The 26,395-nt window shown below is 72.5% G+C and carries 24 protein-coding genes; 11 read left to right on the forward strand and 13 right to left on the reverse strand.

What is annotated here, in order from left to right:
• Position 1: 1 nt before the first annotated feature.
• The 4 genes from J3P41_RS18170 to J3P41_RS18185 are packed head-to-tail and all read left to right on the forward strand — an operon-like array spanning position 2 to position 5,538.
• Positions 2-2,530, forward strand: coding sequence for a DNA topoisomerase (ATP-hydrolyzing) subunit A (locus J3P41_RS18170; RefSeq protein WP_210652128.1), 2,529 nt, complete (start codon positions 2-4; stop codon positions 2,528-2,530).
• Positions 2,531-2,534: 4 nt separating this feature from the next.
• A complete protein-coding gene (locus J3P41_RS18175; protein WP_210652132.1) occupies positions 2,535-3,254 on the forward strand; it encodes an LppX_LprAFG lipoprotein in 720 nt (239 codons plus the stop codon).
• Positions 3,251-5,023, forward strand: coding sequence for an MFS transporter (locus J3P41_RS18180; protein WP_307862069.1), 1,773 nt, complete (start codon positions 3,251-3,253; stop codon positions 5,021-5,023). Before J3P41_RS18175 ends, J3P41_RS18180 begins: the two co-directional genes overlap by 4 nt.
• A 20-nt stretch (positions 5,024-5,043) precedes the next feature.
• Complete coding sequence (locus J3P41_RS18185; protein WP_307862070.1) at positions 5,044-5,538, forward strand: carbonic anhydrase; 495 nt, start codon at positions 5,044-5,046, stop codon at positions 5,536-5,538.
• Positions 5,539-5,671: 133 nt separating this feature from the next.
• Here J3P41_RS18185 and J3P41_RS18190 read toward each other — a convergent pair whose 3' ends face one another.
• Positions 5,672-7,744, reverse strand: a complete 2,073-nt coding sequence (locus J3P41_RS18190; protein WP_210652140.1) for a type IIA DNA topoisomerase subunit B — start codon at positions 7,742-7,744, stop codon at positions 5,672-5,674.
• A gap of 280 nt (positions 7,745-8,024) precedes the next feature.
• Between J3P41_RS18190 and J3P41_RS18195 the strand changes: the two genes are divergently transcribed.
• Both J3P41_RS18195 and J3P41_RS18200 read left to right on the forward strand, forming a co-directional pair.
• Positions 8,025-8,279 carry a hypothetical protein gene (locus J3P41_RS18195; protein WP_210652141.1) on the forward strand — a complete coding sequence of 85 codons (255 nt, stop codon included), beginning with the start codon at positions 8,025-8,027 and terminating at the stop codon, positions 8,277-8,279.
• Between the two features lie 95 nt (positions 8,280-8,374).
• Positions 8,375-8,851 carry a DUF456 domain-containing protein gene (locus J3P41_RS18200; RefSeq protein WP_210652143.1) on the forward strand — a complete coding sequence of 159 codons (477 nt, stop codon included), beginning with the start codon at positions 8,375-8,377 and terminating at the stop codon, positions 8,849-8,851.
• Between the two features lie 39 nt (positions 8,852-8,890).
• On the opposite strand, the gene J3P41_RS18205 is transcribed toward J3P41_RS18200, so the two are convergent.
• The gene (locus tag J3P41_RS18205) at positions 8,891-9,433 is read right to left on the reverse strand and encodes a hypothetical protein (protein ID WP_210652151.1); all 543 of its coding nucleotides are present in this window, start codon (positions 9,431-9,433) and stop codon (positions 8,891-8,893) included.
• A 92-nt stretch (positions 9,434-9,525) separates the two neighbouring features.
• On the opposite strand from J3P41_RS18205, the gene J3P41_RS18210 reads away from it, so the two are divergent.
• Positions 9,526-10,671, forward strand: coding sequence for a CapA family protein (locus J3P41_RS18210; protein WP_210652154.1), 1,146 nt, complete (start codon positions 9,526-9,528; stop codon positions 10,669-10,671).
• Positions 10,672-10,689: 18 nt separating this feature from the next.
• Here the strand turns inward: J3P41_RS18210 and J3P41_RS18215 are convergent, their stop codons facing one another.
• From J3P41_RS18215 to J3P41_RS18230, 4 genes are all read right to left on the reverse strand, one after another.
• A complete protein-coding gene (locus tag J3P41_RS18215) occupies positions 10,690-11,736 on the reverse strand; it encodes a M28 family metallopeptidase (protein ID WP_210652157.1) in 1,047 nt (348 codons plus the stop codon).
• Between the two features lie 62 nt (positions 11,737-11,798).
• Entirely contained in the window at positions 11,799-13,373 is a 1,575-nt protein-coding gene (locus tag J3P41_RS18220) for a DASS family sodium-coupled anion symporter (RefSeq protein WP_210652159.1), read from the reverse strand.
• 80 nt (positions 13,374-13,453) lie between these two features.
• Entirely contained in the window at positions 13,454-14,941 is a 1,488-nt protein-coding gene (locus tag J3P41_RS18225; protein WP_307862071.1) for an RNA polymerase sigma factor, read from the reverse strand.
• A gap of 111 nt (positions 14,942-15,052) precedes the next feature.
• The gene (locus J3P41_RS18230; protein WP_210652161.1) at positions 15,053-15,628 is read right to left on the reverse strand and encodes an HhH-GPD-type base excision DNA repair protein; all 576 of its coding nucleotides are present in this window, start codon (positions 15,626-15,628) and stop codon (positions 15,053-15,055) included.
• 526 nt (positions 15,629-16,154) lie between these two features.
• Between J3P41_RS18230 and J3P41_RS18240 the strand changes: the two genes are divergently transcribed.
• Positions 16,155-16,505 carry a hypothetical protein gene (locus J3P41_RS18240; protein ID WP_210652162.1) on the forward strand — a complete coding sequence of 117 codons (351 nt, stop codon included), beginning with the start codon at positions 16,155-16,157 and terminating at the stop codon, positions 16,503-16,505.
• 191 nt (positions 16,506-16,696) lie between these two features.
• On the opposite strand, the gene J3P41_RS18250 is transcribed toward J3P41_RS18240, so the two are convergent.
• Positions 16,697-17,098, reverse strand: coding sequence for a universal stress protein (locus tag J3P41_RS18250; protein ID WP_210652163.1), 402 nt, complete (start codon positions 17,096-17,098; stop codon positions 16,697-16,699).
• A 124-nt stretch (positions 17,099-17,222) separates the two neighbouring features.
• Here J3P41_RS18250 and J3P41_RS18255 point away from each other — a divergent pair, with 124 nt between their 5' ends.
• Positions 17,223-17,669, forward strand: coding sequence for a hypothetical protein (locus J3P41_RS18255; RefSeq protein ID WP_210652164.1), 447 nt, complete (start codon positions 17,223-17,225; stop codon positions 17,667-17,669).
• A gap of 4 nt (positions 17,670-17,673) precedes the next feature.
• On the opposite strand, the gene J3P41_RS18260 is transcribed toward J3P41_RS18255, so the two are convergent.
• Together J3P41_RS18260 and J3P41_RS18265 are read right to left on the reverse strand one after the other, a co-directional pair.
• The gene (locus J3P41_RS18260; protein WP_210652165.1) at positions 17,674-19,137 is read right to left on the reverse strand and encodes a glutamate-cysteine ligase family protein; all 1,464 of its coding nucleotides are present in this window, start codon (positions 19,135-19,137) and stop codon (positions 17,674-17,676) included.
• Between the two features lie 72 nt (positions 19,138-19,209).
• A complete protein-coding gene (locus J3P41_RS18265; protein WP_210652166.1) occupies positions 19,210-20,145 on the reverse strand; it encodes a DUF4192 domain-containing protein in 936 nt (311 codons plus the stop codon).
• 239 nt (positions 20,146-20,384) lie between these two features.
• On the opposite strand from J3P41_RS18265, the gene J3P41_RS18270 reads away from it, so the two are divergent.
• Positions 20,385-21,686: a DNA polymerase IV gene (locus tag J3P41_RS18270; protein WP_210652167.1), complete on the forward strand. Its 1,302-nt coding sequence runs from the start codon at positions 20,385-20,387 to the stop codon at positions 21,684-21,686.
• Positions 21,687-21,689: 3 nt separating this feature from the next.
• On the opposite strand, the gene J3P41_RS18275 is transcribed toward J3P41_RS18270, so the two are convergent.
• From J3P41_RS18275 to J3P41_RS18285, 3 genes are read right to left on the reverse strand one after another with little or no spacing between them, the layout of a single operon-like run.
• Entirely contained in the window at positions 21,690-22,544 is an 855-nt protein-coding gene (locus J3P41_RS18275; protein WP_210652168.1) for a biotin-dependent carboxyltransferase family protein, read from the reverse strand.
• Positions 22,541-23,134, reverse strand: a complete 594-nt coding sequence (locus J3P41_RS18280) for an allophanate hydrolase subunit 1 (protein WP_210652169.1) — start codon at positions 23,132-23,134, stop codon at positions 22,541-22,543. The genes J3P41_RS18275 and J3P41_RS18280 overlap by 4 nt, the downstream gene beginning before the upstream one ends.
• Before the next feature lie 42 nt (positions 23,135-23,176).
• A complete protein-coding gene (locus J3P41_RS18285; RefSeq protein ID WP_210652171.1) occupies positions 23,177-23,890 on the reverse strand; it encodes a 5-oxoprolinase subunit PxpA in 714 nt (237 codons plus the stop codon).
• A 182-nt stretch (positions 23,891-24,072) separates the two neighbouring features.
• On the opposite strand from J3P41_RS18285, the gene J3P41_RS18290 reads away from it, so the two are divergent.
• Positions 24,073-25,035 carry an RNA polymerase sigma factor RpoD/SigA gene (locus tag J3P41_RS18290; protein WP_210652172.1) on the forward strand — a complete coding sequence of 321 codons (963 nt, stop codon included), beginning with the start codon at positions 24,073-24,075 and terminating at the stop codon, positions 25,033-25,035.
• 33 nt (positions 25,036-25,068) lie between these two features.
• Here J3P41_RS18290 and J3P41_RS18295 read toward each other — a convergent pair whose 3' ends face one another.
• Positions 25,069-26,382: a glycoside hydrolase family 3 protein gene (locus tag J3P41_RS18295; protein ID WP_210652173.1), complete on the reverse strand. Its 1,314-nt coding sequence runs from the start codon at positions 26,380-26,382 to the stop codon at positions 25,069-25,071.
• Positions 26,383-26,395 lie beyond the last annotated feature (13 nt).

A 26,395-nucleotide genomic window follows, 5' to 3' on the forward strand; every position in this document is an offset into this window, starting at 1 on the left:
CATGGCACGACGTACGACGAAGCAGCCCCTCCCGGACGACTTCGAGGAGCACATCCTCGACACCGACATCCGCGACGAGATGCAGACGTCGTTCCTGGAGTACGCCTACTCGGTCATCTACTCGCGTGCCCTGCCCGACGCGCGCGACGGCCTCAAGCCGGTCCAGCGCCGCATCCTCTACACGATGGACGAGATGTCCCTGCGCCCCGACCGCGGGCACGTGAAGAGCGCCCGCGTCGTCGGCGAGGTGATGGGCCGGCTGCACCCGCACGGCGACGGCGCGATCTACGACGCCCTCGTCCGGATGGCGCAGCACTGGTCGATGCGGCTGCCGACCGTCGACGGCCACGGCAACTTCGGCTCCCCCGACGACGCCCCCGCCGCGATGCGCTACACCGAGTGCCGGATGGCGCCGGCCGCGGTGGCGATGACGGCCTCCATCGACGAGGACACCGTCGACTTCAAGCCCAACTACGACTCGCGGGAGATGGAGCCGGTCGTCCTCCCCGCCGCGATCCCGCACCTCCTGGTCAACGGCTCGGCGGGCATCGCGGTCGGCATGGCCACCAACATCGCGCCGCACAACCTCGTCGAGGTCGTCCAGGCCCTCAAGCACCTCATCACCCACCCGCAGGCCTCGCTGGACGACCTGATGCGCTTCATCCCCGGTCCGGACCTGCCCACGGGCGGCAAGATCGTCGGGCTCGACGGGATCCGCGACGCCTACGAGTCCGGCCGCGGCACGTTCCGGATGCGCGCCACCGCGCGCGTGGAGGCGGTGACCGCGCGCCGCAAGGGCATCGTGGTCACCGAGCTGCCCTACGGCGTCGGGACCGAGCGCGTCATGGAGCAGATCAAGAAGCTCGTGCTGGCCAAGAAGCTGCAGGGCATCGCCGACATCAAGGACCTCAGCGACCGCGACAACGGGCTCCGGCTGGTCATCGAGGTCAAGAACGGCTTCGTCCCCGAGGCGCTCCTCGAGCAGCTCTACCGCCAGACCCCGATGGAGGACTCCTTCGGCATCAACGCCGTCGCGCTCGTCGACGGCCAGCCGCGCACCCTCGGGCTCAAGCAGCTGCTCGAGGTCTTCCTCGAGCACCGCTTCGACGTCGTACGCCGCCGCTCCGCGTTCCGCCGGGCCAAGGCCGCCGACCGGCTGCACCTCGTCGAGGGGCTGCTCATCGCGATCCTCGACATCGACGAGGTCATCCAGGTGATCCGCTCCTCCGACAACGCCGCCGCCGCCAAGGAGCGCCTCATCTCGGTCTTCGACCTGTCCGAGGTCCAGGCCGACTACATCCTCGACATGCCGCTGCGCCGGCTGACCCGCTTCTCCAAGCTCGAGCTGGAGAAGGAGAAGAACGAGCTCGAGCGCACCATCGAGCACCTCGACGCGATCCTCGCCGACGAGCAGCTGCTCCGCAGGGTCGTGTCCGACGAGCTCACCGACGTCGCCAAGGAGCACGGCACGCCGCGACGTACGGTCCTGCTGGCCTCGGCCGGGACGGCCGTCACCGCCGCGACGCCGGTCGAGGTGGCCGACGACCCGTGCTTCGCGCTGCTGTCGTCGACCGGGCTCCTGGCCCGTACGACGTCCGCGACCGCGCCCGGGCACGGCGAGGGCCGCGCCAACCACGACGTGGTGGTGAGCGCGGTGCGCACCACCGCGCGGGGCGAGGTCGGGGTCGTCACCAACCGCGGACGGCTGGTCAAGGTCGGCGTGCTCGACATGCCCGAACTGCCCGACTCCGCCAACGACCCCAACCTCCAGGGCGGCTACCCCCTCAGCGAGATGCTCCCGCTCGCGCCCGGCGAGCGCGCCCTGGCGCTGACGTCGCTGACCACCGAGGGACCCGGCCTCGCCCTGGGCACCCGCGACGGCGTGGTCAAGCGGGTCAATCCGGAAGTCCTCGCACGCGACGAGTGGGAGGTCATCGGCCTGCGCGACGGCGACGAGGTCGTCGGCGCGGTCGAGCTCACCACGGGCGAGGAGGAGCTGTGCTTCATCTCCACCGACGCGCAGCTTCTCCACTTCCCCGCCTCCGGCGTCCGCCCGCAGGGCCGCGCTGGCGGCGGCATCACGGGGATCAAGCTCGGCGCCGGTCAGCACGTGGCCTTCTTCGGCGCCTTCGACCCCGCCGGCGCCGTCGTGGTCACCGCCTCCGGCTCGTCGACGGCCCTGCCGGGCACCGAGGCGGGGTCGGTCAAGGTCACGCCGTTCAGCGAGTACCCCGGCAAGGGCCGGGCCACCGGCGGCGTCCGCAGCCACCGGTTCCTCAAGGGCGAGGACACGCTGGTCACGGCCTGGGCCGGACGAGGGCCGGCGCGCGCGGCCGCGTCCAGCGGTGCCCCCGTCGACCTGCCCGAGGCCACCGGCCGGCGCGACGGGTCCGGCATCCCCGCCGCCCAGCCGATCGCAGCGGTGGCCTCGCCCGTCGCATCCCAGGTCGCATCCCAGGTCGCATCCCAGGTCGCATCCCAGGTCGCCTCCGACGTCGACGGTGCGGCTTCCGCTCCTGTGGAAGGCTGAGCCCATGCTCGCTCGTGCCCGGACCTCCGGACGTCTCGCCGCCACCGCGGCCGCGGTCCTGCTGGCCCTGCCCGCCCTCGCCGCCTGCTCCGGCGACGACACCCCGGCCGAGGAGGGCGAGTCGCCCGAGAAGGTGCTGGCCGAGGCGTCGGCCACGCTCGCCGAGACGAGCGGCGTCGACGTGACGCTGTCGACCGACGCGCTGCCGGACGGCGTCACCGGCATTACCCGGGCCGTCGGCACCGTGACGAGCGCGCCGGCCTTCGACGGCTCCATCACCGTCGTCTTCGCCGGACAGACGGTCGACGTACCGGTGATCGCGGTCGACGACACCGTCTACGCCCAGCTGCCGTTCACCCCGGGCTGGAACGAGGTCAACCCGAAGGAGTACGGCGCGCCGGATCCCTCCGGTCTCGTCGGCGAGGACGGCTTCGCCGGCCTGCTCGAGCTCACGGAGTCCCCGGAAGCGGGCGAGAGCGTGCGCGGCGGGTCGGACAACTCCGAGGTGCTCACGACGTACTCGGGCACCGTGCCGGGCGACGCCATGGACGCCGTGATCCCCTCCTCGTCGGGCGACTCCTTCGACGTCGAGTGGCAGATCACCGACGAGGGGGAGCTGCGCAGCGCGACCCTCACCGGCGTCTTCTACCCCCAGGCCGACCCGATGACGTACACCGTCGAGTTCGCCGGCTACGGCACCGAGAAGGACATCACCGCGCCGTGAGCGGCACCGCGACCGGCACGGGGGCGGGGCCGGTCTCGCGCACCTCGCGGCTCCTGCTCGCGATGGCGGCGGTCGCTGTCGCGTTCGCGGCCGCCGACACGTACGTCGTGGTGCTGGCGCTGCCCGACATGATGACCGGGGTCGGCGTCCCGATCGATCAGCTGCAGCGGGCGGCGCCGATCGTCAGCGGGTTCCTGCTCGGCTACGTCGCCATGCTCCCACTCATCGGTCGCATCGCCGACCTGCGCGGCCGGGTGCCGGTCCTGGTCATGGCCCTCGTGCTGTTCGCGCTCGGCTCGCTGGTCACCACACTGGCCTACGACATGCCGAGCATCGTCGCCGGGCGGTTCCTCCAGGGAGTCGGCGGTGGCGGGCTGGTCCCGGCGACGCTCGCCCTGGTCGCCGACCTCTACCCGGTGCAGCGCCGCGGGGTCCCGCTGGGCGTGGTCTCGGCGGTGCAGGAGATCGGCTCGGTCCTCGGTCCGCTCTTCGGCGCCGCCGTGCTGGCGGTGTCGGACTGGCGGGCGATCTTCGCAATCAACCTGGCGGTCGGCCTCGTCCTGGCCGCAGCCATCCAGGCCCTCGCCCCGCGCGGGCGTCCCGAGCGGCGTCGGGTCGACGCGGTCGGTCTCCTCCTGCTGCTCGCGACCTTCGCCGGCGGCGCGGTGGTGTTCCTGCGCCCCTCCGCGCTGATGCGCGACCTGACCTGGGGTCAGCTGTTCATCCCGTTCGCCGGCGAGGGCCGCTGGCTGACGCCGATCGGCGTCGCCACCGTCGTCGCGCTCGTGCTGCTCCTCGCCTGGTGCTGGTGGTCCGCGCGACCGCTCCTGGACCTGCGTGGCTGGGCGCGAGTGCTGGTGGAGGCCGACCTCGCCGGCGCGCTGCTGCTGGCCGCCGCCCTCGGCGGGGTCATCCTCGCCTTCGCCACGGCCGACCCCAAGGTGGAGGTGTTCTCCCCGCGCGGGCGGTGGTACCTCCTCGGCGGGGCGGTCGCCGCCGTCGCCTTCGGCTGGCACGTGCGCCGCGCCGCCGATCCGCTCGTGCCGCGCGGCGCCCTGCGTCGTACGCCGGCGTGGGGGGCGCTGCTGGTGAGCTTCTTCGTCGGCGCCGCGCTGATCGCCGCGCTCATCGACATCCCCCTGTTCGCCCGCACCACGGTCTACCCCGACGACCAGCTGCCCGCGGCGCTCGTGCTGGTCCGCTTCCTGGTGGCCCTGCCCGTCGGCGCCGTCGCCGGGGGCTACGTGATCCGGTTCCTCTCCCCTGGGCTCGTCACCGCCGCCGGGATGCTGATGGCGGCCGCCGCCTTCGTGCTGATGACCCGGTGGGGGCTCACCACGATCGAGGAGCCGGTCGCCAACCTCGCGCTCGTGACCGGCGGGCTCGGGTTCGGCCTCGCGCTGGCGCCGGTCAACGCCGCGCTGCTCGCGTCCACCGACGACCACGCGCACGGGGTCGCCAGCGCCTTCGTCGTGGTGGCGCGCATGGTCGGCATGCTGGTCGGCATCTCGGCCCTCACCACGGTCGGCCTGCGCCGCTACTACGCCGAGCAGCGGGACGTCCCCCCCGTGCAGGAGGTCTGCGACGGCGCGAGCCGGTGCCAGGAGTTCTCCGACCTGCTCCGCGTGGCCGGCATCGCCCAGGAGCACGCGGTGTTCTGGGGTGCGGCGGGGTGCGCAGCCGTGGCGGCCGTCCTGGCTCTCGTGCTGTTCCGCCAGGTCGGTCCCACCCGTGTCGGCACACGGGAGGTGTTCTCGGGCGGCGCCTGAGGAGCGCTACCCTGCGGGTCGTGAGCGACTTCGACGACCTGATGCAGGCCAACCGCGCCTTCGCGGAGAACTTCGACCTCGGCGGTTTCGACGGCAAGGCCCACGCGGGCATCGCGCTGGTGACCTGCATGGACTCGCGCATCGACCCCTTGCGCATGCTCGGCCTGCGGCACGGCGACGCGAAGATCTTCCGCAACCCGGGTGGCCGGGTGACGCCCCAGGCCCTCGAGGCGCTGGTGCTCGGCGTGCACCTGCTCAACGTGCAGCGGATCCTCGTGGTCCCGCACACCCGCTGCGCGATGGCCTCGGCGTCCGAGCAGGAGCTGCGCGCCAAGGTCGGCGAGTCCGCCGGCGTCGACGCCAGCTGGCAGTCGTTCGGCGTCGTCACCGACCAGCTCGACCAGCTGCGCCAGGACGTCGCCAAGGTGCGCACCCACCCGCTCATCGGTGACCGCGCAGCCGTCGGCGGCTTCCTGTACGACGTCGACACTGGCCTGCTCACCCAGCACGTGTGAGCCTCCGCCCGCTCGCCTGCTGCTGCTTCATCACGGTATGTCGGTGAACCGGCACTCCCCTGGGTCAGTTCACCGCGGGAAGTGCCCGTTCGGCGACATACCGTGATGAAGCGTCAGGCGCCGGAGCCCCGGTTCAGGCGTCCAGCGCCTCGACGTCCACCTCGTAGGCGCCCTGCACGATGAACTCCTTGCGCGGCGCGACGTCGGAGCCCATCAGGAGGTCGAAGACCCGGCTGGCCTCGTCGACGTCGTCGATCGTCAGCTTGCGCAGCGTGCGGTAGCGCGGATCCATCGTGGTCTCGGCCAGCTGGTCGGCGTCCATCTCGCCGAGACCCTTGTAGCGCTGGACCGGGTCCTTCCAGCGCAGGTTCTTCTTCTTCAGTTCGGCCAGCTTCCGCTGCAGCTCGTCGTCGGAGTAGGTGTAGATGTACTTGTCCATCCCCTTCCTGGGATTGGACAGCTCGATGCGGTGCAGCGGCGGTACGGCGGAGAAGAGCCGCCCGTCGCGCACCAGGTCGGGCATGTACTTGAAGAACAGCGTCGCGAGCAGGCACCGGATGTGCGCGCCGTCGGAGTCGGCGTCGGCCATCAGGATGATCCGCCCGTAGCGGGCCTGCTCGAGGTCGAACGTACGCCCCGACCCGGCGCCGACCACCTGGATGATCGAGGCGCACTCGGCGTTCTTGAGCATGTCGCCGACCGACGCCTTCTGGACGTTGAGGATCTTGCCGCGGATCGGCAGCAACGCCTGGAACTCGCTGCTCCGCGCGGCCTTGGCGGTGCCCATGGCCGAGTCGCCCTCGACGATGAACAGCTCGGTGCGCTCGGTGTCCGTGCTGCGGCAGTCGAACAGCTTGGCGGGCAGCGCCGAGGACTCCAGCGCGTTCTTGCGGCGCTGGTTCTCCTTGTGCTGGCGCGCCGCCAGCCGCGTCTTGGACGCCCCGGCGACCTTCTCCATCAGGAGCTTGGCCTGCGCCTTCTCGGCCCGCTTGGTCGAGGTGAGGAACGCTTTGAGCTCCGCGGCGACGACCTTGCGTACGACGCTGCGCGCGGCGGGCGTGCCCAGGATCTCCTTGGTCTGGCCCTCGAACTGCGGCTCGGCCAGGCGCACGGTCACCACGGCGGTGAGGCCCTCCAGCACGTCGTCCTTGATGACGTCGGCGTCGGCGGCCTTGAGCACCTTGGCCGCGCGCATGGCGTCGTTGAACGTCTTGGTCAGGGCCGCCTCGAAGCCGCTGACGTGCGTGCCGCCCTTCGGCGTGGCGATGACGTTGACGAAGGAGCGCAGCTCGGTGTCGTAGGCGGTGTCCCACCGCACCGCGACGTCCACGGCGAGCTCGCGCTCGACCTCCTGCGGCGTCATGTGGCCCTTGTCGTCGAGCAGCGGCACGGTCTCGGTGAACGTGTCGGTGCCCTGCAGGCGCAGGATGTCGGTGACCGGCTCCCCGTGGGAGAGGAACTCGACGAACTCGGCGATGCCGCCGTCGTGACGGAACTTCTCCTCGACCATCTCCGAGGCGCGCTGGTCGCGGATGACCAGCTCGAGGCCCGGCACGATGTACGACGTCTGGCGCGCGCGCCCGATCAGGCCCTCCATCTCGAAGCGCGCGTCCTTGGTGAAGATCTGCCGGTCGGGCCAGAACCGGATCCGCGTGCCCGTCCTGCCCTTGGCGACGCGCTTGCCCTTGCGCGTCAGCCCCGACCTGGGGGTGAACGGCGCGCCCGGTCCGTCGCCGTCGAAGACGCCCGGCACGCCGCGCTGGAAGGACAGTCCCTGCTGGTGCGGCGAGCGGTCGACGTCGATGTCCATCCGCGACGACAGCGCGTTGACCACGGAGAGCCCGACGCCGTGCAGGCCGCCGGTGGCGACGTACGAGCCACCGCCGAACTTGCCGCCGGCGTGCAGCTTGGTCGCCACCACCTCCACGCCCGAGAGCCCCGTCTTGGGCTCCTTGTCGGTCGGGATGCCGCGCCCGTCGTCGAACACCTCGACGGAGCCGTCGTCGTGCAGCGTCACCTCGACCCGGTGCGCGACGCCGGCGAGGGCCTCGTCGACGCCGTTGTCGATGATCTCCCACAGGCAGTGCATGAGCCCGCGCGTGTCGGTCGAGCCGATGTACATGCCCGGCCGCTTGCGCACGGCGTCGAGGCCCTCGAGGACCAGGAGGTGTGCTGCGTTGTAGGTGTTGTCTGCCGGTGCTGCCACGGACGTCCTGTCATGGTGGAACGGGCGCTCCTACGAGCGTTGCCTGACCGTCCGACCCTACCCGCGACACGCCGTACGACGCCGCAGGCACGCCTGCGCGGGGCCGGGACCGGGCGGGGCTAGCGTGGGCCTCCCCGAAGGCGTCGCACCTCGACGGCTCGTCCAGCGTTGCGGACAACGCCAGCGGGGAACAGGGGGACGTGATTGACTGCAGATGGCTCCCGAGCGAGATGGGCCGGCGGGAATGTTTGTCCCACTGGCTACGTTGGGCCAGACACCGATGAACAGAAATGAGGCTGACGTGACCACTGCCACCGCACCCACCCAGGCCGTCCTCACGGCCGGTGACCGCTGCGACCGCTGCGGCGCCCAGGCCTACCTCCGAGTGGAGCTCCAGACCGGCGGCGAGCTGCTCTTCTGCGCCCACCACGCTCGCGAGCACGGCGAGAAGCTCCGCGAGGTCGCGGCCACCGTCCACGACGAGACCCACAAGCTGGGCACGCCGGCGACGCCGGCCGCCGACAGCGAGGCCTGAGCAGCACCCCCGACACCCACCTACTTCCAGCACGGCCCCGGACACGCTCTCCGGGGCCGTGCTGCGTTCACGGCCGGGTCTGGGAGGCTGGGCGCGTGAGCGCCACTGAGTTCCTCGTCGCCCTGGCGATCGCCGTCGGCATCGCGGGCATCATCGTCCCCGTCCTGCCCGGCACGCTGCTCGTGCTCGGCGCGATCCTGGTGTGGGCGCTGGAGATCGGCACGACGACGGCGTGGGTGGTCTTCGCCGCGTGCGCGATCCTGCTCGTCGGCGGCTCAGTGGTGAAGTACCTCGTCCCCGGTCGCCGGCTCAAGGCGTCCGGCGTCCCCAACCGGACCCTGCTCGTGGGGGCCCTCCTGGCCTTCGTCGGCTTCTTCGTCGTCCCCGTGGTCGGCATGTTCATCGGCTTCGTCCTCGGCGTCTACGTGGCCGAGCGGGGCCGGGTCGGCGCGGCCCGGGCGTGGCCGTCCACGACGAGCGCCCTCAAGGCGGTCGGCGTGTCGATCCTCATCGAGCTGCTGGCGGCGTTCCTCGCAGCGGTGACCTGGGTCGTCGGCGTCGTCGTCACGTGACCCTCACCTGACGGCGGTCCCGCTCGCGACCAGCCGTGGTCAGACCCCGAGGCCGGAGGCGATCGGCATGGTCCACCGGTAGCGCCGGGGGGCCCAGTCCATGACCGGGTGCGACCCGTCGGCCTGGTCGACCATCTTGACCGACACCCGTACGGCGGCGGCGTCGTCGAGGCAGTCGCGGCTCAGCACCGCGCGGAACACGTCCTTGCCCCACTTCGGCCGGGCGGAGTAGTCGCAGTCGATCCGCTGGTCGCTGCCCTGCCACCCGTCGGCCTCCGTCAGGACGTAGTCGGTGCCGTCCCCCAGGCCGCTGCTGAGGACGTACTCCGGTCCCTTCGCGTCGCGGTCGGTGTCGAGGTAGACCGACACGCCGGCCGCGCTCGACCGCACGAGCTCGGCGAAGCGCACCTTGACCAGCACGTTGGCCGACCCGTGGTTGACCTGCAGGCCCCGGATGTCGCTGAGCGAGGCCTGAGCGTCCGCCGGGTCGTCGATGGCGTACAGCTCCGCGTGCGCAGGGGCACCGACGAGCACGGCGAGCGCCGACGCGGTCAGGGCGGCCAGGGGGATCCGAGTCCTCATGGCCCCGAGTGTGTCACCCCGGACCACTGCCGCGTCCACCTACCTGCGGGTGCCCGCGGGCGGCGGGCTGCCCGCAGTGGCACCATGGCGGCGTGACGGGGGCGCGGGTGGTGCGCGTACGCCGCAGCCGTGCGGTTGCGGCGCTGCTGCTCGCCGCGTGCGGCGCGGGCTGCACCGCCCCGGCCGGTCCTTCCGCGGACCCGGCGCGACACGATGGGGCGTCCGCCACCCCGCCCGCCGCCACGGAGCGCACCTCCTCGAGCGATCCGGAGCACCGGGCACCACCGATCAGCATCGCCTTCGCCGGTGACGTGCACTTCGAGGGTGCGCTGGCGCAGCGGCTGCGCGAGCCCGCCACGGCGCTGGCGCCCGCCGCCGGACCGCTGCGGCGCGCCGACGTCGCCGTGGTGAACCTCGAGACCTCCGTCGGCACCGGCGGCCGACCCGAGCCCGGCAAGCGCTTCACCTTCTCGGCCGGCCCCGCCGCCCTCGACGCGCTGGCCGCTGCGGGCGTCGACGTCGCCGTCATGGCCAACAACCACGCGCTCGACTTCGGCCGCGACCGCCTGCCCAGCACGCTGCGCGCCGCCCGTCAGGCCGCGTCCGCCGACCCGCCGCTGGCGGTGGTCGGCATCGGGAGGAACGCCGCCGAGGCGTTCCGGCCGGCCCTGTCGGAGACGGGATCCGCGACCGTCGCCACCCTCGCCGCGTCCGTCGCCGACCAGGACCCGACGGCCGACCCGACGAGTCGGTGGGCGGCGGGTGATCACCGGTCCGGGATCGCCGACGCGATGGACCCGGCACGGCTGCTCGCGGCGGTGCGTCACGCCGATCGGGACGCCGGCGTGGTCGTGACGTACCTCCACTGGGGAATCCAGGGCGAGAGCTGCCCGAGTGCGCAGCAGCGCACGCTAGCGTCCCGCCTGGTCGAGGCCGGCGCGGACGTGGTCGTCGGCGCCCACGCCCACGTGCTGCAGGGCGACGGTCGGCTGGGCCCCGGCTACGTGGCCTACGGTCTCGGCAACTTCGCCTGGTACTCCCCCGGCCGGACCGGCGTCCTCACGCTCACCGTGCGACCGCCGGGGCCGGAGGCGGACCGCGCCAGGGTCGTCCGGTCCTCGTGGTGGCCGGCCGCGATCGGTGTCGACGGTCTCGCCGCTCCGCTGCGCGGCCCCGCTGTGGCGGAGTTCGCAGCGGACCTGAGCTCGCTGCGGGCCTGCGCCGGCCTGCGCCGCTGACCGCACCCTCCGCTCACCTCACTGCGGCGCCAGCCACTCCAGGACCAGGCGCCCGACGCGCTCGAGCTGGGCACCCGACACGACCGACGGCACGTCGGCCGGCGAGTGGTACGCCGCGTACGACGTGGAGCCGAGCCGCGCGGCCGGCAGCCCGTCGCGCACGAACGACCAGTGGTCGCTGCTACGCTGCTGCGTCTCGGCGACGACCGGGATGCCCGCGCGGCGGGCCGCGGTCAGCAGGGAGCGCTGCGCCGGGTCGCCGTCCCCGGCTGAGGCGACCGGCACCCGGTCCCCCACGCCCACCCGGTCGAGCGACACCATCGCACGCAGGGCGCGGCGCTCCGGCGGCGTGAGGAGCGCGACGTAGCGTCGCGAGCCGTAGTGGTGGTCGTCGTCGCTCGGCCCTCGCGGCTCCTCCGCCCCGAAGGCCACGAACACGACGGGCAGGCGGGTGCGTGCCTGCGCGGCGGCCTCGGCGACCGCGAGCATCACCGCCACTCCGGAGGCGTTGTCCTCCGCGCCCGGGGCCCGCGCGACCGTGTCCAAGTGCGCTCCCACCACGAGGTGCGGGCGCGTGCGGTCGAAACCGGGCGTCGTGGCGACCAGGTTGTGCGAGCGCCCCGCAGCGACGGGGTCGCCCCACCAGGAGACGCCCGCGGGTACGTCGACCGGCTGCCGCTCGACCTCGTAGCCCATCGCCCGCAGCTCGCGGCTCACCCATGCGGCAGCGCGGGCGTAGGCAGGGCTCGTGGTCTCGCGCGGTCCGATGCGTCCGGCGAGGTGCTGCACGGCTCCGACCGCCGTGGCCCGATTGAGGTCGTCGACCGACACCGGCGGGGGCGTCGGTGCCGGCTCGGGAGCGGTCGGGGACTCTCCCTCGACGCCGCGTTCCGACTCGGGCGGCGTGGACGGCTCGCTGGACCGGCCCCGCGTCGGTGACTCGTCCGGGCCGTCCGCCGGGCCGGCCGAGCACGAGGCGAGCAGGACGGCGGCAGCCAGGGACGCGGCGACCGTCCCGCAGCGCACCAGACGACCATCGCGAGACCCGCCACCCGTGTCGGACATGCAGGTCACCGTAGCCGCGGCACGCGGTCGGTGCCGCGGGTCGAGGACGGACAATCGTCGCGTCAGCCGATGCCGAGCACGTTGGCCATGGTGGTCACGCCCGCGACGATGATGACGATCCCGATGAGGTCGAAGACGACCCCCGAGCGCAGCATGCGGGTGATGGGGACCAGGCCGGTGCCGTAGACGATCGCGTTGGGCGGCGTCGAGACCGGGAGCATGAAGCCGTACGAGGCGCCGAACACCGCCGCCAGGGCGGGGATCGCGGGGTTGACGTCCGCGGCGACGGCGAGCTGGATCGCGATCGGCGCCACGACGCCCACGCTCGCGGTGTTGCTCGTGGTCTCGCTGATGACCACGGCGATCACGGTCGCCAGGAGCGTGATCGACACCAGCGAGCTCACGCCGAGCAGGTCGCTGAGCGCGACCCCCATCGTCTCGGCGAGCCCGGTGGAGCCCAACAGGCCACCGAGCGCGATGCCGGAGCCGAACAGCACGATCGTGCCCCAGTCGATGCGTGCCGCGTCGTTCCAGGTGATGGTGAACTGCCGGCGCGACCAGTCGATCGGCAGCAGGAAGAGCAGGCTCGCCCCGAGGATCGCGACGGCCCCCTCCTGCAGGTGCGCGGCCACGCTGTCGTAGAACGCGCCCTCGCCGCCCGTGGCGAGAGCGACGGCGCCGGGAAAGACCCAGAGGGCGACGGTGACGGCGAAGGCGATCAGGGTGTTGCGCCCGCCGCGCCCCATCGGCCCCAGCTTACCTCGCTGCTGGCGGATGAACTCCTCGGCGCCCTCGATCCGCTTGGTCTCGGGCCGGTTCAGCCGCAGCAGGACCACGCACAGCGCGACGAACATCAGTGCGACGACCGGGAACGCCAGGAGCATCCACGTGAAGAACGGAATCTCCTCCCCCGTCTCTTGGGTGATCAGCTCGCGGCCGATGAGGTTCGGCGGGCTGCCCACCGGGGTCAGCAGGCCGCCGACGCTGGCGCCGTACGCCACCATCAGCAGCAGTGCCGTGGAGAAGCGCAGCCGCCGTACGTCCTCGGGGTCCGTCTCCTCCTGCGACTGCGCGGACACCCGGCCAGCCAGGAAGCCGATGATGCCCATGGCGATCGGCATCAGCATCGCCGCGCTCGCGGTGTTGGACACGAACGCGCTCAGTCCGGCGCTGATGAGCCCGAACGCCACGACCACCCGCACCGTGGACGAGGCCACGCCGGGGATGCTGAGCACCCGGTAGGCGAAGCGCTGGTCGAGTCCGTGCTTGCGCATCGCCTCGGCCAGCACGAAGCCGCCGATGAAGACGAAGATCGTCGAGTTGCCGAAGAGCGCGAAGACCTCCTCGGCCGGCGCGACCCCGAGCAGCACGCACAGCCCCATCGCCAGCATGGCGGTGACCGGGATGGGGATCGCCTCGGTCATCCACCAGACGATGACCAGGCTGAGGATGCCCGCGAGCTTCTGCGCGGGGTCATCGAGCCCGGAGCAGAGCAGGTACACCAGGACGGCGGCCACCGGACCTGCCACCAGCCCGGACGTCCGCCGCAGTCGCTCGAAGCGCTGCTCGGCCGGGCTGAGCGTCTCGTCGACCTCGTCCAGGGTGCGGTACGTCGCCGGGCGAGCCTGGTCGGACACGAACGCCTCCTGGGGTCGGGGATCCTCGACCCTAGCGAGCAGCGCGCGTTCCCGGCCAGACCCGACCGGCGCAGCGGACGTCAGTCCAAGTAGTCGCGCAGGACCTGCGAACGGCTCGGGTGGCGCAGCTTGGACATCGTCTTGGACTCGATCTGGCGGATCCGCTCGCGCGTCACGCCGTAGACCTTGCCGATCTCGTCGAGCGTCTTCGGCTGGCCGTCGGTGAGGCCGAAGCGCATCGACACCACGCCGGCCTCGCGCTCGGACAGGGTGTCGAGCACCGCGTGCAGCTGCTCCTGCAGCAGCGTGAACGAGACCGCGTCGGCCGGGACGATGGCTTCGGAGTCCTCGATCAGGTCGCCGAACTCCGAGTCCCCGTCCTCGCCCAGCGGGGTGTGCAGCGAGATGGGCTCACGTCCGTACTTCTGGACCTCGATGACCTTCTCCGGGGTCATGTCGAGCTCCTTGGCCAGCTCCTCCGGAGTGGGCTCGCGGCCCAGGTCCTGCAGCATCTGGCGCTGCACGCGGGCGAGCTTGTTGATGACCTCGACCATGTGCACCGGGATGCGGATGGTGCGCGCCTGGTCGGCCATGGCGCGGGTGATCGCCTGCCGGATCCACCACGTGGCGTACGTCGAGAACTTGTAGCCCTTGGTGTAGTCGAACTTCTCGACCGCGCGGATCAGGCCGAGGTTGCCCTCCTGGATGAGGTCGAGGAAGAGCATGCCGCGACCGGTGTAGCGCTTGGCCAGCGAGACCACGAGGCGCAGGTTGGCCTCGAGGAGGTGGTTCTTGGCGCGCCGCCCGTCCTCGGCGATCCACTCGTACTCCTCGAGCATCTTCGGGCTGATCCGACCGCCCTTGGCCAGCTTCTCCTCCGAGAACAGGCCGGCCTCGATGCGCTTGGCGAGCTCGACCTCCATCTCGGCGTTGAGGAGGGGGACCTTGCCGATCTGCTTGAGGTAGTCCTTGACCGGGTCGGCGGTGGCGCCGGCCACCATGACCTGCTGCTCGGGCTCGTCGGTCTCGTCGGCCGCGGAGACGGTGAAGGCCTGCTTCTCGTCCTCCTTGATCGTCGGGTCGGCGGCGACGTCCTTCTCGAACTCCTCGTCGGGGATGTCCGGCAGGACCTTCTTGCCGTCCGGGCCGACCACCGGCGCCTCGACGACGCCGAGGTCCACGACCTCGTCGCCGGCCGCCTCGCCGGTCGCGGCGACGGCCTTGGCGGCCGTCTTCTTCGCCGGGGCGGCCTTGGTCGCAGCGGCCTTCGCGGGCGCCTTCTTGGCCGGCGCCTTCTTGGCGGCGGCCGAGGTCGCCGAGCGCTTGCTGGTCGCGGCGACCGCGCGCAGGCTGGTCGCGTCGACCTGCACCGAGATCCCGAGGCCGCTCAGGTGCACCAGCAGGGCCTTGAGGTGCTTGGGCTCGACACCGGCCTCGTCACTGGCGCGGCGTACGTCCTCTGGCGACACCATGCCGGTGGGCGTGCCACCGGCGACCAGGGCAGCGATGGAGGGGTGCGACAGCACCTCTGCGGGAAGCAACTTGCGTGCGTGTGAGGACACGAACACCTCTCGTCGAACAACTTCGGGGCGCGGCGAGGCCCGGTGACGTCAAGAGCCGCATCGTCATTCTGCCACGGCCCCCGGCATGGGCGGGCATCGACCGGCCGACGGCGCGGCTCAGGACTGCTCGGCCGCCTTGGCCTTCTTGGCCTTCTTGGCCTTCTTGAAGTCCCGGACCTTCTGGAGCGAGTCGGCGTCGACGACGTCAGCCACCGAGCGGTGTCCGTCGAGGGCGTAGTCCCCCACGACCGCCTCCCAGCCCAGGGGTCGTACGCCGAGCTGCTTGGCCAGCAGCGCCACGAAGATCTGTGCCTTCTGCTTGCCGAAGCCCGGCAGCGCCATCACCCGCTTCAGCAGGTCCTTGCCGTCCTCCGCCTCGGTCCACAGCCGCGCGGCGTCCCCGCCGTACGTGTCCTCCACGATGCGGGCCAGCTCCTGGAGTCGAGCCGCCATCGAGCCGGGGAACCGGTGGATCGCCGGCGGCGTGGATGCCATGGCCGCGAACTCCTCGGGATCCGCGGCCGCGATGCTTCCGGGCTCGAGCGTGCCGAACCTCTCCAGCACCTTGGCCGGGCCCCGGAACGCGTGCTCCATGGGGTACTGCTGATCGAGCATCATCGCGCAGACGAGAGCAAACGGTGACTCATCGAGGATCCTGTCCGCCTTGGGGATGCCCGTGATGTTGAAGCCCATTAGCGCACGCTCCTTGCTCTCAGCCGTCGTGGCTACCGATATATCGCGCGATGGCCGTCTGCCAATCGCCTTGGTCCAGAACCTCGAGTTCAGGGCCGGGCTCCACGGTCTCCAGCCGAGCCTTGACCGTCGCGACCCGCGAGATCGTGGACGCACGTGTTCCCTTGACCACGCCCTTGCCCAAGCGCGTCAGACGATATCCACCGGCACTCTTCTCGATGACCCCGCGCCCGCCAACCGACTGAGTGCAGGTCCAACAAGCTCGAATGGGGGAACGTCGTGGTTGCAGGCATCTATGTCAGCCAGCAGACGGTCAAGGGAACCTCCACCCATTGCGACGGCAGTCAGAACAACGGCGTCATAGCCAGTCCACTCCATGGTTAACGACTCTGCTGGTCGAGCATCATCGCTGCTAGGAGTGCGAACGGCGAGTCGTCCAGCACCTTGTCGGCTGCCGGGTCACCGGTGATGTGGAAGCCCATGCCTTCATCTTGCCGCAGATCACAGGGCACTACGCTCCGGTCCCGTGTGGATCGATGAGCAGGGTGTTGCGCACACGGTCGCTCTTCCTGAACCGACCGATGTCATGTCCGACGAGTTCAGAGCAAGCCTGGACGCCATCCTCGCGGCCGATCGCGAAGCACTTCTGCTGATCCTGGAGCGAGCAGAAGAGAGCGTCTTCGAGGAAGACCTGGCAGCACTTGCCGACCCAGAGAAGAGAGCGGTGTTCGAGGCACTGACACCACCGACGGCTCTGCTCGATACCGCACTCGACAGTCCTGAGGCGCTGGCTGCAACGATCGAGGACACCGATTTGCGATGGCGCTTGGACGTGGTCCTCGCCCTCGGCGACTACATCGACCGACACACGACCTGAGAGCGCGCCGCCTGTTAATGGCTATCGAATGCGCTGGTCCAGCATCATGCCGACCAGCAGGGCGAACGGCGAGTCGTCGAGAACCTTGTCTGCGGCGGGGTCGCCGGTGATCTGGAAGCCCATGGGCCCATCCTGCCCGACGCTCCGGGCGACGCCGTCCGCGTCGGCACCCGCCGGCGCGGAGCCGGTGCCTACTGGGCCTTGACCGCCAGGACCGGGCAGGGGGCGTCGAGCAGAACGCGCTGGGCGTTGCTGCCGAGGATCAGCTTGCCGACGGGCGAGCGGCGGCGCAAGCCGATGACGAGCAGCTCGGCGTTGTTGGCCTCGGCGATGCTGATGAGGTCCTCGGCGGGCTCGAAGCCGCGCACGAGCTGGCGGATCTCGTGCTCGACCCCGGACTCCTCCAGGGTGGTCCGGATGGCACCGAGCTCGTCCTCGGCGGCGCGAGCCTTGGGACCGTCGAACTCCTGTCCGCCCCTGTGCGAGTTCACCACGACCAGCTTGCTGCCCCGCAGCTTGGCCTCGCTGATGCCGGCGCTCAGGGCGGCTTCGCCCTCCGGCTTGGGGACGTATCCGACGACGACGGTGCCCATGGTGTCTCCTCTCGGGGCCCACAGCGCCTCGCCGTCGGCCTGTGGGCACCGTAACGGAAACCGGCTGGCTTGGGCACCTGTGGACGGGCGCCATGGACCGGTGCCCCTACTGCAGGGTGGGCAGGTGGCATTCCACCCGGCGCTCCAGGCGCCCATCGACCGACACACGCACCTCGCGCTGCGCGCCGCCACGCTCGAGCTGGTCGAGGGCGAGTCGAGACGCCACTTCCCCGTCGCCGTGCACGCGGGTGCCCCCGGGCTGGGGCTACGGCACGTCGACGACCCGCCCCTCGGCGACGCCGGCGTCCGCGCAGACGTCGTCTCGGCCCTGCTGCGGCGCGCGAGTGGGTTGACGACGCGTCCGCTGCTGTGGCTGACCCGGCCCGGCGAGCTCAGCCCCCACGACGACGACCTGCGGTGGCTCGGTCCCGCCACCTGGGCATGTGCCTCGCTCGGCGCCCCCGTGGGTCTCGTGGTGGTCACGCGGCGCGGCTGGTTCGACCCGGTCAGCGACGTGCGCCGCGAGTGGCGACGACTGCGTCGCCGCTCGGCGGGGCCGGCCGGCTCCTAGCGCCTCAGTCCCAGAGGTGCACCGGCTCGTTGCTGTGCATGCGGTCGCGGTAGTCCAGCAGGGTCGCGCGCAGAGCGTCGTAGCGGTCGGCGCTGCCGCGCTCGCGGACGCGCTCGACGAACCACCCGGCGCCGCTGGCCTCCCGCTGGCAGCGCTGCTCGATGATGCCGAGGTAGCGGTCGCTCTCCTCGGCCGGGACGCCCCACGCGTCGAGGCCCGCCTGTGCCATCGGCAGCAGCCGGCGCAGCACCAGCTCCGTCGCCCGGACCTGGCCGAGTCCGGGCCAGTAGACCTGCGCGTCGACCCCCAGCTGCGCCGCGACGTGGAAGTTCTCCTCCGCCGCCGAGAACGACATCTGCGACCACAGCGGCCGCTCGCTGTCGACGAGGTAGCGGATGAGGCCGAACCACAGCGCCGCGTTGGCGATCGTGTCGGCCACGGTCGGGCCGGCGGCGAGCAGCCGGTTCTCCACCCGCAGGTGCGGCATGTCGTCGGCGATGTCGTAGACCGGGCGGTTCCAGCGATAGATCGTGCCGTTGTGCAGCTTGAGCTCGTGCAGCGCTGGCGTGCCGTCGGACTCCAGCACGTCGAGCGGGTCCTCCTCGTCGGTGACCGGCAGGAGTGCGGGGAAGTAGCGCACGTTCTCCTCGAAGAGGTCGAACACAGAGGTGATCCACCGCTCGCCGAACCAGACCCGCGGGCGAACCCCCTGCGCCTTGAGCTCCTCGCTGCGGGTGTCGGTCGCCTGCTCGAACAGCGGGATCCGCGTCTCGCGCCACAGCTCCTTGCCGAGCAGGTAGGGCGAGTTGGCCGACACAGCGAGCTGGACCCCGGCGATGGCCTGAGCGGCGTTCCAGTAGGCAGCGAACTGGTCGGGCGAGGTCTGCACGTGGAACTGCGTGCTCGTGCATGCCGCCTCCGGGACGATGGAGTCGGCCCTCGTGGTGAGCCGCTCGCGTCCGGAGATGGAGATGGTGATGTCCTCGCCGCGGGCGGCGAGGATCTGCTCGGACAGCAGCTTGTAGCGCGGGTTGGAGCTGAGCGACTCGGGGGTCATGTGGCCCTCGGCGAGGGTCGGCAGGATCCCGATCATCACCTGGTGGGCGCCGACCTTCGCAGCCTTCTCCTCGGCGTCGTTGAGCGAGCGACGCAGGCTCTCCTCAAAGGTCGTCAGCGCGCCCTCGCGGAGCTTGGCGGGCGCCAGGTTGATCTCGATGTTGAACTGGCCCAGCTCGGTCTGGAAGTCCGGGTCGGCGATCGCCTCCAGCACCTCGGCGTTCTTCAGCGCCGGGTCGCCCACCTCGTCGATGAGGTTGAGCTCCATCTCGAGCCCCGTCATCGGGTCGTCGGTGTCGAAGCGCGCCTCGCGCAGCATGCGGGCGAAGACGTCGAGGTTGCGCCGTACCTTCTCCCGGTGCCGCGTCCGGTCGGCCCGGCTGAACTCCTGGTGCGCGACCTCTTCTCCCATGGCCGCACCCTAGTCACGGCCGAGCCCTCGCGGGAACCGCCCGGACGGCTGGTCTTCACGGCCGCACCCGGCTCAGGCGGCGGGGTCGCCGCTGGCCGCGACGTCAGGGCGCAGCGCCTCCCAGCGCTCGGGCGACGTGGCCGACTCGAGCAGCTGCGCCACCAGGTCGGCGAGCGAGTGCTGAGGAGCGACCTCGCGGCAGCGGTCCACCGCGCACCAGGCCAGCGCCCCGTCGCCGAGCAGCCAGGCCGAGAACGCCAGGACCGCGGCCGGAGCGGCGACGTGCGAGTCCGGCAGTCGCCGCACGGCGTCGGACCACAGGTCGACCGCCGCGCGTGCCTGGCTCCGGGCGAGCCACGTCCAGGCCTCGTCACGCCCCCGTCCCTCGCCGATCGTGACGGCGACCGACGCGAGCTCGGCCGGGTCGAGGGTGGTGCCGGCCTCCAGGTGGCGCCGCACGAGCGCGGTCACCGCGCCTGTGGGCAGGACGGGCGCGACGGCCACCTGGTCGGCAGTCGGGGCGGAGCCGGGGTCGGGGGCGATGGTGGCGCGCAGCGCCTCGCGACTCGCGTGGGTCACTCGGCCGTCGAAGACGCCCTGAGCCGTGAAGGGGTGCTCGGCCAGGGTGAACGGCACGCCCTGGTAGGCCGCCAGCGGCGCCCCCGGGAGCACCGCGTACCAGTGGTCGTCGTGCACGCGCAGGACCGCCCGTACGCCGACGCCGGCGGCGGTGAATTCCTCGTGGACCGACCACGCTGCCTCGTCGGCGACTGTCGTGTCGTCGTCGTAGACCACGACCACGACGTCGCGCACGCCGTTGCGCCGGGCCGCGCGCAGCAGCGAGGCGGACACGTCGTCGACGTCGTCGGGGTCGTGGGGCAGGTCGACGCGGGCATGCATGCCGCCCCCCGACGCGCTGACGCTGACCATGACGACCGACCGCTCGGGGACGAAGCCGAGGACGAGGGGGACGAGGGCCGCGATGTCGCCGGGCGTGCGCGCCCGCATGGTCCTCGGAGGCGGCGTGGCGGCGGACGTGTGATCTGACGTGTGCCCCGGGATGTGCCCGGGGAGCGGGGTGGGGTGTGTGGGTTCCATGCCGACGACGTTCCCCGCATCCACGGACGCTGCATGCTGCCGCGGGCGGAACCCTGTGGACGACGCCCCGTGGGGGTCGCCTGTGGACGGTTGGTGGGCTGCGACAATGCGCACGTGACGCCGAGCGCCCGCCCCGGAGCCCCGGGCTGATGCGCACCACCGCCTCCGTGCTGCACCTGGACCTGGACGCCTTCTTCGCCGCCGTCGAGCAGCGCGACAAGCCGTCGCTGCGGGGCAAGCCGGTCATCGTCGGCGGCACCGGTGGCCGCGGCGTGGTGTCCACCGCCTCCTACGAGGCGCGCCGGTACGGCGTCGGGTCCGCGATGTCGACGCGGGAGGCCCGGGCCCGGTGCCCGCACGCGGCCTTCCTGAGCGGGCGCTTCCACGCCTACCGCGAGACCAGCGCCAAGGTCATGCAGGCCCTGCGCGAGCTGTCGCCGCTGGTGGAGCCGCTCTCCCTGGACGAGGCGTTCGTCGACCTGGCGGCCGCGGACCTGCCGGACCTGGAGGTCGCCACGGTCACGGCGGCCGGGGAGCGGCTGCGCCAGCGGGTGCACGAGGTCACCGGTGGGCTCACCGCCACCGTCGGCATCGCGTCGTCGAAGTTCCTCGCCAAGGTGGCCAGCGAGCTCGACAAGCCGGACGGGATGACCGTGGTGCCGCCCGGCACCGAGCTCGACCTGCTGCGACCGATGAGGGTCACGGTCATCCCCGGCGTCGGGCCCGCGACGGCGGAGCGGCTGCGGCGCGCCGGGATCCACACGATCGGCGAGCTGGAGCTGGTCAGCGAGGAGGAGCTCGTCCGGCTGCTCGGCCAGGCCCACGGCCAGGGGCTGTGGCGGCTCGCGCGCGCCCAGGACCACCGACCGGTCGTGGCCGAGCGGGAGGCCAAGTCGATCAGCGTGGAGGGGACCTACGACTCCGACCTCACCGATCGCCGGTTGATGGAGGGCCTGCTGACCCGCCAGGCCAAGGAGGTCGGCGCCCGCATGCGCAAGGGCGGGATCTCCGGGCGCACGGTGACCATCAAGGTGCGGCTGCACGACTTCACCACGCTGAGTCGCTCGAGCACGCTGTCCAGCCCGACCGACGACGGCGGCACCATCGCCCGGATCGCCCGTTCGCTGCTGGGCGACCTCGACACCACCGGCGGCGTCCGCCTGCTCGGTGTCGGCGTCTCGGGGCTCGCGGACTGGGTGCAGGAGGACCTGTTCGGCGAGGTCGCGGACGAGGAGGACGAGGAGGTCGTGCTCCCGGAGCCGCCGCGACGCACCTGGCCGCCCGGCGCCGACGTGGTCCACGACGAGATGGGTCCCGGCTGGGTGTGGGGCTCCGGCGCCGGCGTGGTGACGGTCCGCTTCGAGACCGCGGAGACACCGCCCGGCCCCGTGCGCTCCTTCCGCACCGACGACCCGGCACTGCGACGGCTGGAGCCGCCGTCCGAGGAGTGAGCCTCACAGCACCCGCAGGGTGACCTCCTCGCCGGGTCGCAGCTGCGCGCACACGTCGAGGTCGTCGTCCGCGACGACCGCGACCACCGGGTAGCCACCGGTCGTGGGGTGGTCGGCGAGGAACACCACGGGTTGTCCCGACGGCGGCACCTGCACCGCGCCCAGCACGACCCCCTCGCTGGGGAGCTCGCCGTCCCGCCTGCGGATCGGCGGGCCGTCGAGGCGCAGGCCGATGCGGTCGCTGTCGGGGGCGACGGCGTACGCCGCCCCGTCGAGCGCCCCCCACGCGCCGTCCTCGAGCCAGTCGGCGCGCGGTCCGCGGTGCAGGCGCAGCACCGGGGCGCGCGGACGTACGACGACCGCCGCGGGTGGTTCCGGCACCGCGCCGGGCACACCCGTCGCCAGCTCCGTGCCGGGCGCCAGCCGCGGCGGGCCGACCCAGGCGAGCGTGTCGGTGGAGCGCGAGCCCAGGACCGGCGGCACCTCGATGCCGCCCGCGACGGCGACGTAGGAGCGGACGCCGGTGATGGCCGGGCCCACCGTGACCACGACGCCCGCCGGGACCGTCACCGCAGCGGCGTGAGCCACCGGGCGGCGGCCGAGCCGCACCTCGCACGGCGCGCCGGTCACGGCGAGGGTCACCGCCCGGCGGGTGCGCAGGACGATGCCGCTCATCGTCGTCTCCACGACGGCGTCGTCCTCGGTCCCGCCCACGAGCCGCCGCGCCAGGCCCGCCGCGGCCCGGTCCAGCGCGCCGGCGCGCGGGACGCCGAGGTGCGCCCATCCCCGCCGCCCGCGGTCCTGCAGCGTCGCCAGCGGGCCGGGGTCGAGCACCTCCAGGGTGACCCGTCCGCTCATCCGACAGCCTCGAAGCGCACCCGCGTGCCCGGTGCCAGCAGGGCCGGCTGCCGGCGAGCGGGGTCCCAGAGCACGGCCTCGGTGGTGCCGATGACGAGCCATCCGCCCGGCGAGGCCGCGGGATAGATGCCGCACCAGGAGCCGGCCAGGGCGACCGAGCCCGCCTCCACCCGGGGACGCGGCGACGACAGCCGGGGCACGCTGCGGTGCGCCGGCAGGCCGCCCAGGTAGCTGAACCCCGGGGCGAACCCGGTGAAGAGCGCGACGAGCTCGGTCGAGGTGTGCTGCTCGACCACCTCGTCCGCGCTGCAGCCCCAGTGCCCGGCGACCCGCTCGAGATCGGGACCGTCGTAGGTCACCGCGACGCGCACGAGCGGTCCGGCCGCCGGCTCACCTCCGGCGGGCCAGCGCGGCAGCGCGGCCTCGACGCTCGCCGGGTACACGCCGTCGAAGAGCACGGTGGCGGCGGCCGGGACGATCTCCTCCGCGGGCAGCCTGGCGGCGCGTGCCCAGGCGGCGAGGGAGGCCGCCGCGACGGCGTCCTCCAGCTCGACCAGGCACGCCCGTGGGCCCACTGTGACCACCCGCACCCGGCCATTGTGCGGCAGTCGCGCCCGCCCCGGCGGCCGGCCTCAGTCAGCGGACCAGCACGTCGCGACCTCCCAGCCGGCGGCCTCGAGCGCGCGTCGTACGGCCCGAGCGGCGGCCACAGCACCCGGGGAATCGCCGTGCACGCACACCGAGTCGACGGCGCCGGCCAGCTCGACCGCCCGCGCGGCGACGGCCCTCGCGTCGGTGACGAGCGCCCCCGGCTGGTCGCGGGGCACCAGTCCCCCGTCGGCGGTGTAGCCGCGGTCGGGGAATCCCTCGAGCCGCCCGTCGCGCCCCCGCCCCGTCGCCATCGCCAGCAGCCGGGAGCCCGGCATGGCCAGCACCGGCAGCGTGCCGGACCCGTCGAGCACGGCCGCCGCCTGCACCTCGTCGACGGCCACGCGGTGGTAGAGCGCACCGTGCGGCTTGAGGTACGCCACGTCCCCGCCCTCGGCGACCGCGATGGCCGTCAGCACCCCGACCTGCTCGGCCACCTGCTCACGCAGCACGTCGGCGGGCACGTCGCGCTCCACGCGCCCGAAGTGCTCGCGGTCGAGGTAGGACACCTGCGCTCCCACCGCGACGCCCCGGCGCACGGCCTCCGCGCAGACCGCGCGCATCGTCGCGGCGTCGCCGGCATGGAAGCCGCAGGCCACGTTGGCGCTGGTCACCACCTCCAGCAGGCCGGCGTCGTCGGTGACCTCCTCGCCCAGGTCGGCGTTGAGGTCGACCCGGTGGCTCGGCGCGCTCCGCATGGTCCCAGTCTCCACGGGGAACCCCTGAGAAGTCCCTGAGAGTTCGCCGATCGTGCAACTACCGGGACGACCGACTCGTCAAGGCAGGTGAAGGCACCAATCCGATGGGGAATCCCGCAGCGGACACCGGCGTTGGAACAGATGTGCGACACGGGGTGGTCGCACGAGAGCAGGAGGACGAGATGAGCACCGCACAGCCGAAGCGCACCACCACCACTCGCGAGATCGAGGGACGCGACAGCGTCGGACTCTACCTCGACGAGATCGCTCGCACCCCGCTCCTCGACGCCGAGACCGAGGTCGAGCTCTCCAAGACGATCGAGGCAGGCCTGCTGGCCCAGCACCTGCTCGACACCGGACGCGTGGGCCGCCGCAAGGGCGGTGCCCCGATGAGCGCCAGCGAGGCCGAGCTCGAGTGGCTCGCCGAGCAGGGCCGCCAGGCCGTGGACCGCTTCATCGAGGCCAACCTGCGCCTGGTGGTCTCCATCGCCCGCAAGTACGGCCGCTCGCAGATGCCGATGCTCGACCTGATCCAGGAGGGCAACACCGGCCTCATCCGTGCGGTCGAGAAGTTCGACTACACCAAGGGCTACAAGTTCTCGACCTACGCCACCTGGTGGGTGCGGCAGGCCATCACGCGCGGCATCGCGCAGCAGGCCCGCGTCGTACGGCTCCCGGTGCACGTCGTGGAGGAGCTCAACCAGGTCGGCAGCGCCCGGCGCACGCTCGAGCGCCAGCTCGGCCGCGACCCCGAGCCGCACGAGATCGCCACCGAGCTCGGCATGGACCTCGACCGGGTCCTCGACCTGATGAGCTGGGGACGCGACCACGTGTCCCTCGACACCCCGGTGGACGAGGACGGCGACACCTCGCTGGGCGACCTGATGGCGCAGGAGACGGCTCCGGGGCCGGACCTCAACGTCCTGGACGCCGAAGCACGTCAGCGGCTCGACGACCTCGTCGGCATCCTCGACGAGCGCTCCGCCGACATCGTCCGCGCGCGCTACGGACTGGCCGACGGCCGCCAGCACAAGCTGGCCGACATCGGCGCCAAGCACGGCATCTCCGCCGAGCGGGTGCGCCAGCTCGAGCGCGAGGCGCTGCAGAAGCTGCGCCGCGCCGGCGACCCCGACCTGGCGGCCTGAGCCGGTCGGGCCTCGCCCGCAGGTCCTCGGACCTCAGTACGCCGCGGACAGCAGGTCCGCACTCGCGGCCCGTGCCCGCTCGACGACGTCGGCAGGCACGGGCCGCTGTGCTGCGATCCGAGCCTGCCAGGTCTGCAGGGCCACCACGCGGGCGGCGGCCTCCTCGACGCGCTCGCGCGAGACCTCGCCCGAGGCGATGGCGTCCACGACGATCTGGTGGGTGGTGGCGGTGTCGACCGGCATGAGCAGCAGGTCGGCACCCGCCTTGAGGGCCTGCAACGCTGGCTTGGGCCGGCCGCCGACCGCGCCCATGCCCAGCGAGTCGGTGATGGTGACGCCCTCGAAGCCGAGGTCGTCGCGCAGCAGCGAGTAGACCTCGGGCGCCATGCTGGCCGGCACACCGGGCGCCACGTGGGTCAGGTCGAGATGGCTGAGCATCACCGCCGGCGCCTGCTGCCGGATCGCGGACTCGAACGGCGGCAGGTCGTGCGCACGGATCTGCGCGAGGGTCGAGTCGAGCTTCGGCAGCACGTCGTGGCTGTCGCTGGTCGCACCCCCGTGACCGGGGAAGTGCTTGACGGTCGACACGATGCCCGCGTCGTCGTACCCCTTGATCGCGGCGCCGACGGCCTGGGCCGCCAGCCGCGGGTCCTGCGACGGCGACCGGGCACCGATGGTCGGGTCCGCGGCGCCGATGGTGACGTCGGCGACCGGGGCGAAGACCCACGTGAACCCGAGACCGCGCAGCTCGAGGCCGGTGGTCAGGGCCGCCGCCCGCGTGACCCGGCGGCCGAGGCGGGCATCGGCGGCGATCGCCGCGCCGGCGGACTGGAAGTGGGGGAACTCGGTCGCGATGCCGCGCAGGTGAGAGACGTAGCCGCCCTCCTGGTCGACGCCGATGACGGGCGGGAAGTCGCGACCGTCTGCCGCAGCGGCACGCGTCAGCGCCGACGTCATCGCCAGCACCTGCTCGCGGTCGGCGACGTTGGCCGAGGTCACCGAGACGCCGGCGAGGTGGAGGTCGCGCACCATGCGTGCCGGGATCGCGGGGTCGGTGCCGTGGAAGCGGCCGACGATCACCTGCCCGGCCAGCTGCTCGGGCGTCCACGTGGCGACGAGGTCGCGGGCCTCCTCGAGCTCGCCGACCGTCGGGCCCCAGGAGGTCGGGGTCTCAGGGTCGACCGGCGGCTCGGTGGCGCTCGGCTCAGTGCTCGGCGATGGCGTCGAGGAGGAGGTCGTGGAGACCGAGGGCGCGGGGTCGTCGGACCCCGTCCCGGGCCCGGCGCACCCGCTCACCAGCAGGGCGCCTGCCACGACCACGGCGAGGCGGGATCGGAGCGGAAGCACGGCCCGGAGGCTA

The organism is Nocardioides sp. SYSU D00065 (assembly GCF_017916425.1).
Classification (GTDB): Bacteria; Actinomycetota; Actinomycetes; order Propionibacteriales; family Nocardioidaceae; genus Nocardioides.

Excerpts from the sequence above, each read along its gene's own strand:
- J3P41_RS18175 (WP_210652132.1), top strand. The coding sequence starts at position 2,535 with ATGCTCGCTCGTGCCCGGACCTCCGGACGTCTCGCCGCCACCGCGGCC.
- J3P41_RS18250 (WP_210652163.1), bottom strand. The coding sequence starts at position 17,098 with ATGGGCACCGTCGTCGTCGGATACGTCCCCAAGCCGGAGGGCGAAGCC.
- J3P41_RS18230 (WP_210652161.1), bottom strand. The coding sequence starts at position 15,628 with ATGGGCTTCAACATCACGGGCATCCCCAAGGCGGACAGGATCCTCGAT.
- J3P41_RS18265 (WP_210652166.1), bottom strand. The coding sequence starts at position 20,145 with ATGCGGGCGCGCACGCCCGGCGACATCGCGGCCCTCGTCCCCCTCGTC.
- J3P41_RS18260 (WP_210652165.1), bottom strand. The coding sequence starts at position 19,137 with ATGGGAGAAGAGGTCGCGCACCAGGAGTTCAGCCGGGCCGACCGGACG.
- J3P41_RS18195 (WP_210652141.1), top strand. The coding sequence starts at position 8,025 with ATGAACAGAAATGAGGCTGACGTGACCACTGCCACCGCACCCACCCAG.
- J3P41_RS18170 (WP_210652128.1), top strand. The coding sequence starts at position 2 with ATGGCACGACGTACGACGAAGCAGCCCCTCCCGGACGACTTCGAGGAG.
- J3P41_RS18275 (WP_210652168.1), bottom strand. The coding sequence starts at position 22,544 with ATGAGCGGACGGGTCACCCTGGAGGTGCTCGACCCCGGCCCGCTGGCG.
- J3P41_RS18285 (WP_210652171.1), bottom strand. The coding sequence starts at position 23,890 with ATGCGGAGCGCGCCGAGCCACCGGGTCGACCTCAACGCCGACCTGGGC.
- J3P41_RS18215 (WP_210652157.1), bottom strand. The coding sequence starts at position 11,736 with ATGTCCGACACGGGTGGCGGGTCTCGCGATGGTCGTCTGGTGCGCTGC.
- J3P41_RS18290 (WP_210652172.1), top strand. The coding sequence starts at position 24,073 with ATGAGCACCGCACAGCCGAAGCGCACCACCACCACTCGCGAGATCGAG.
- J3P41_RS18270 (WP_210652167.1), top strand. The coding sequence starts at position 20,385 with ATGCGCACCACCGCCTCCGTGCTGCACCTGGACCTGGACGCCTTCTTC.
- J3P41_RS18205 (WP_210652151.1), bottom strand. The coding sequence starts at position 9,433 with ATGAGGACTCGGATCCCCCTGGCCGCCCTGACCGCGTCGGCGCTCGCC.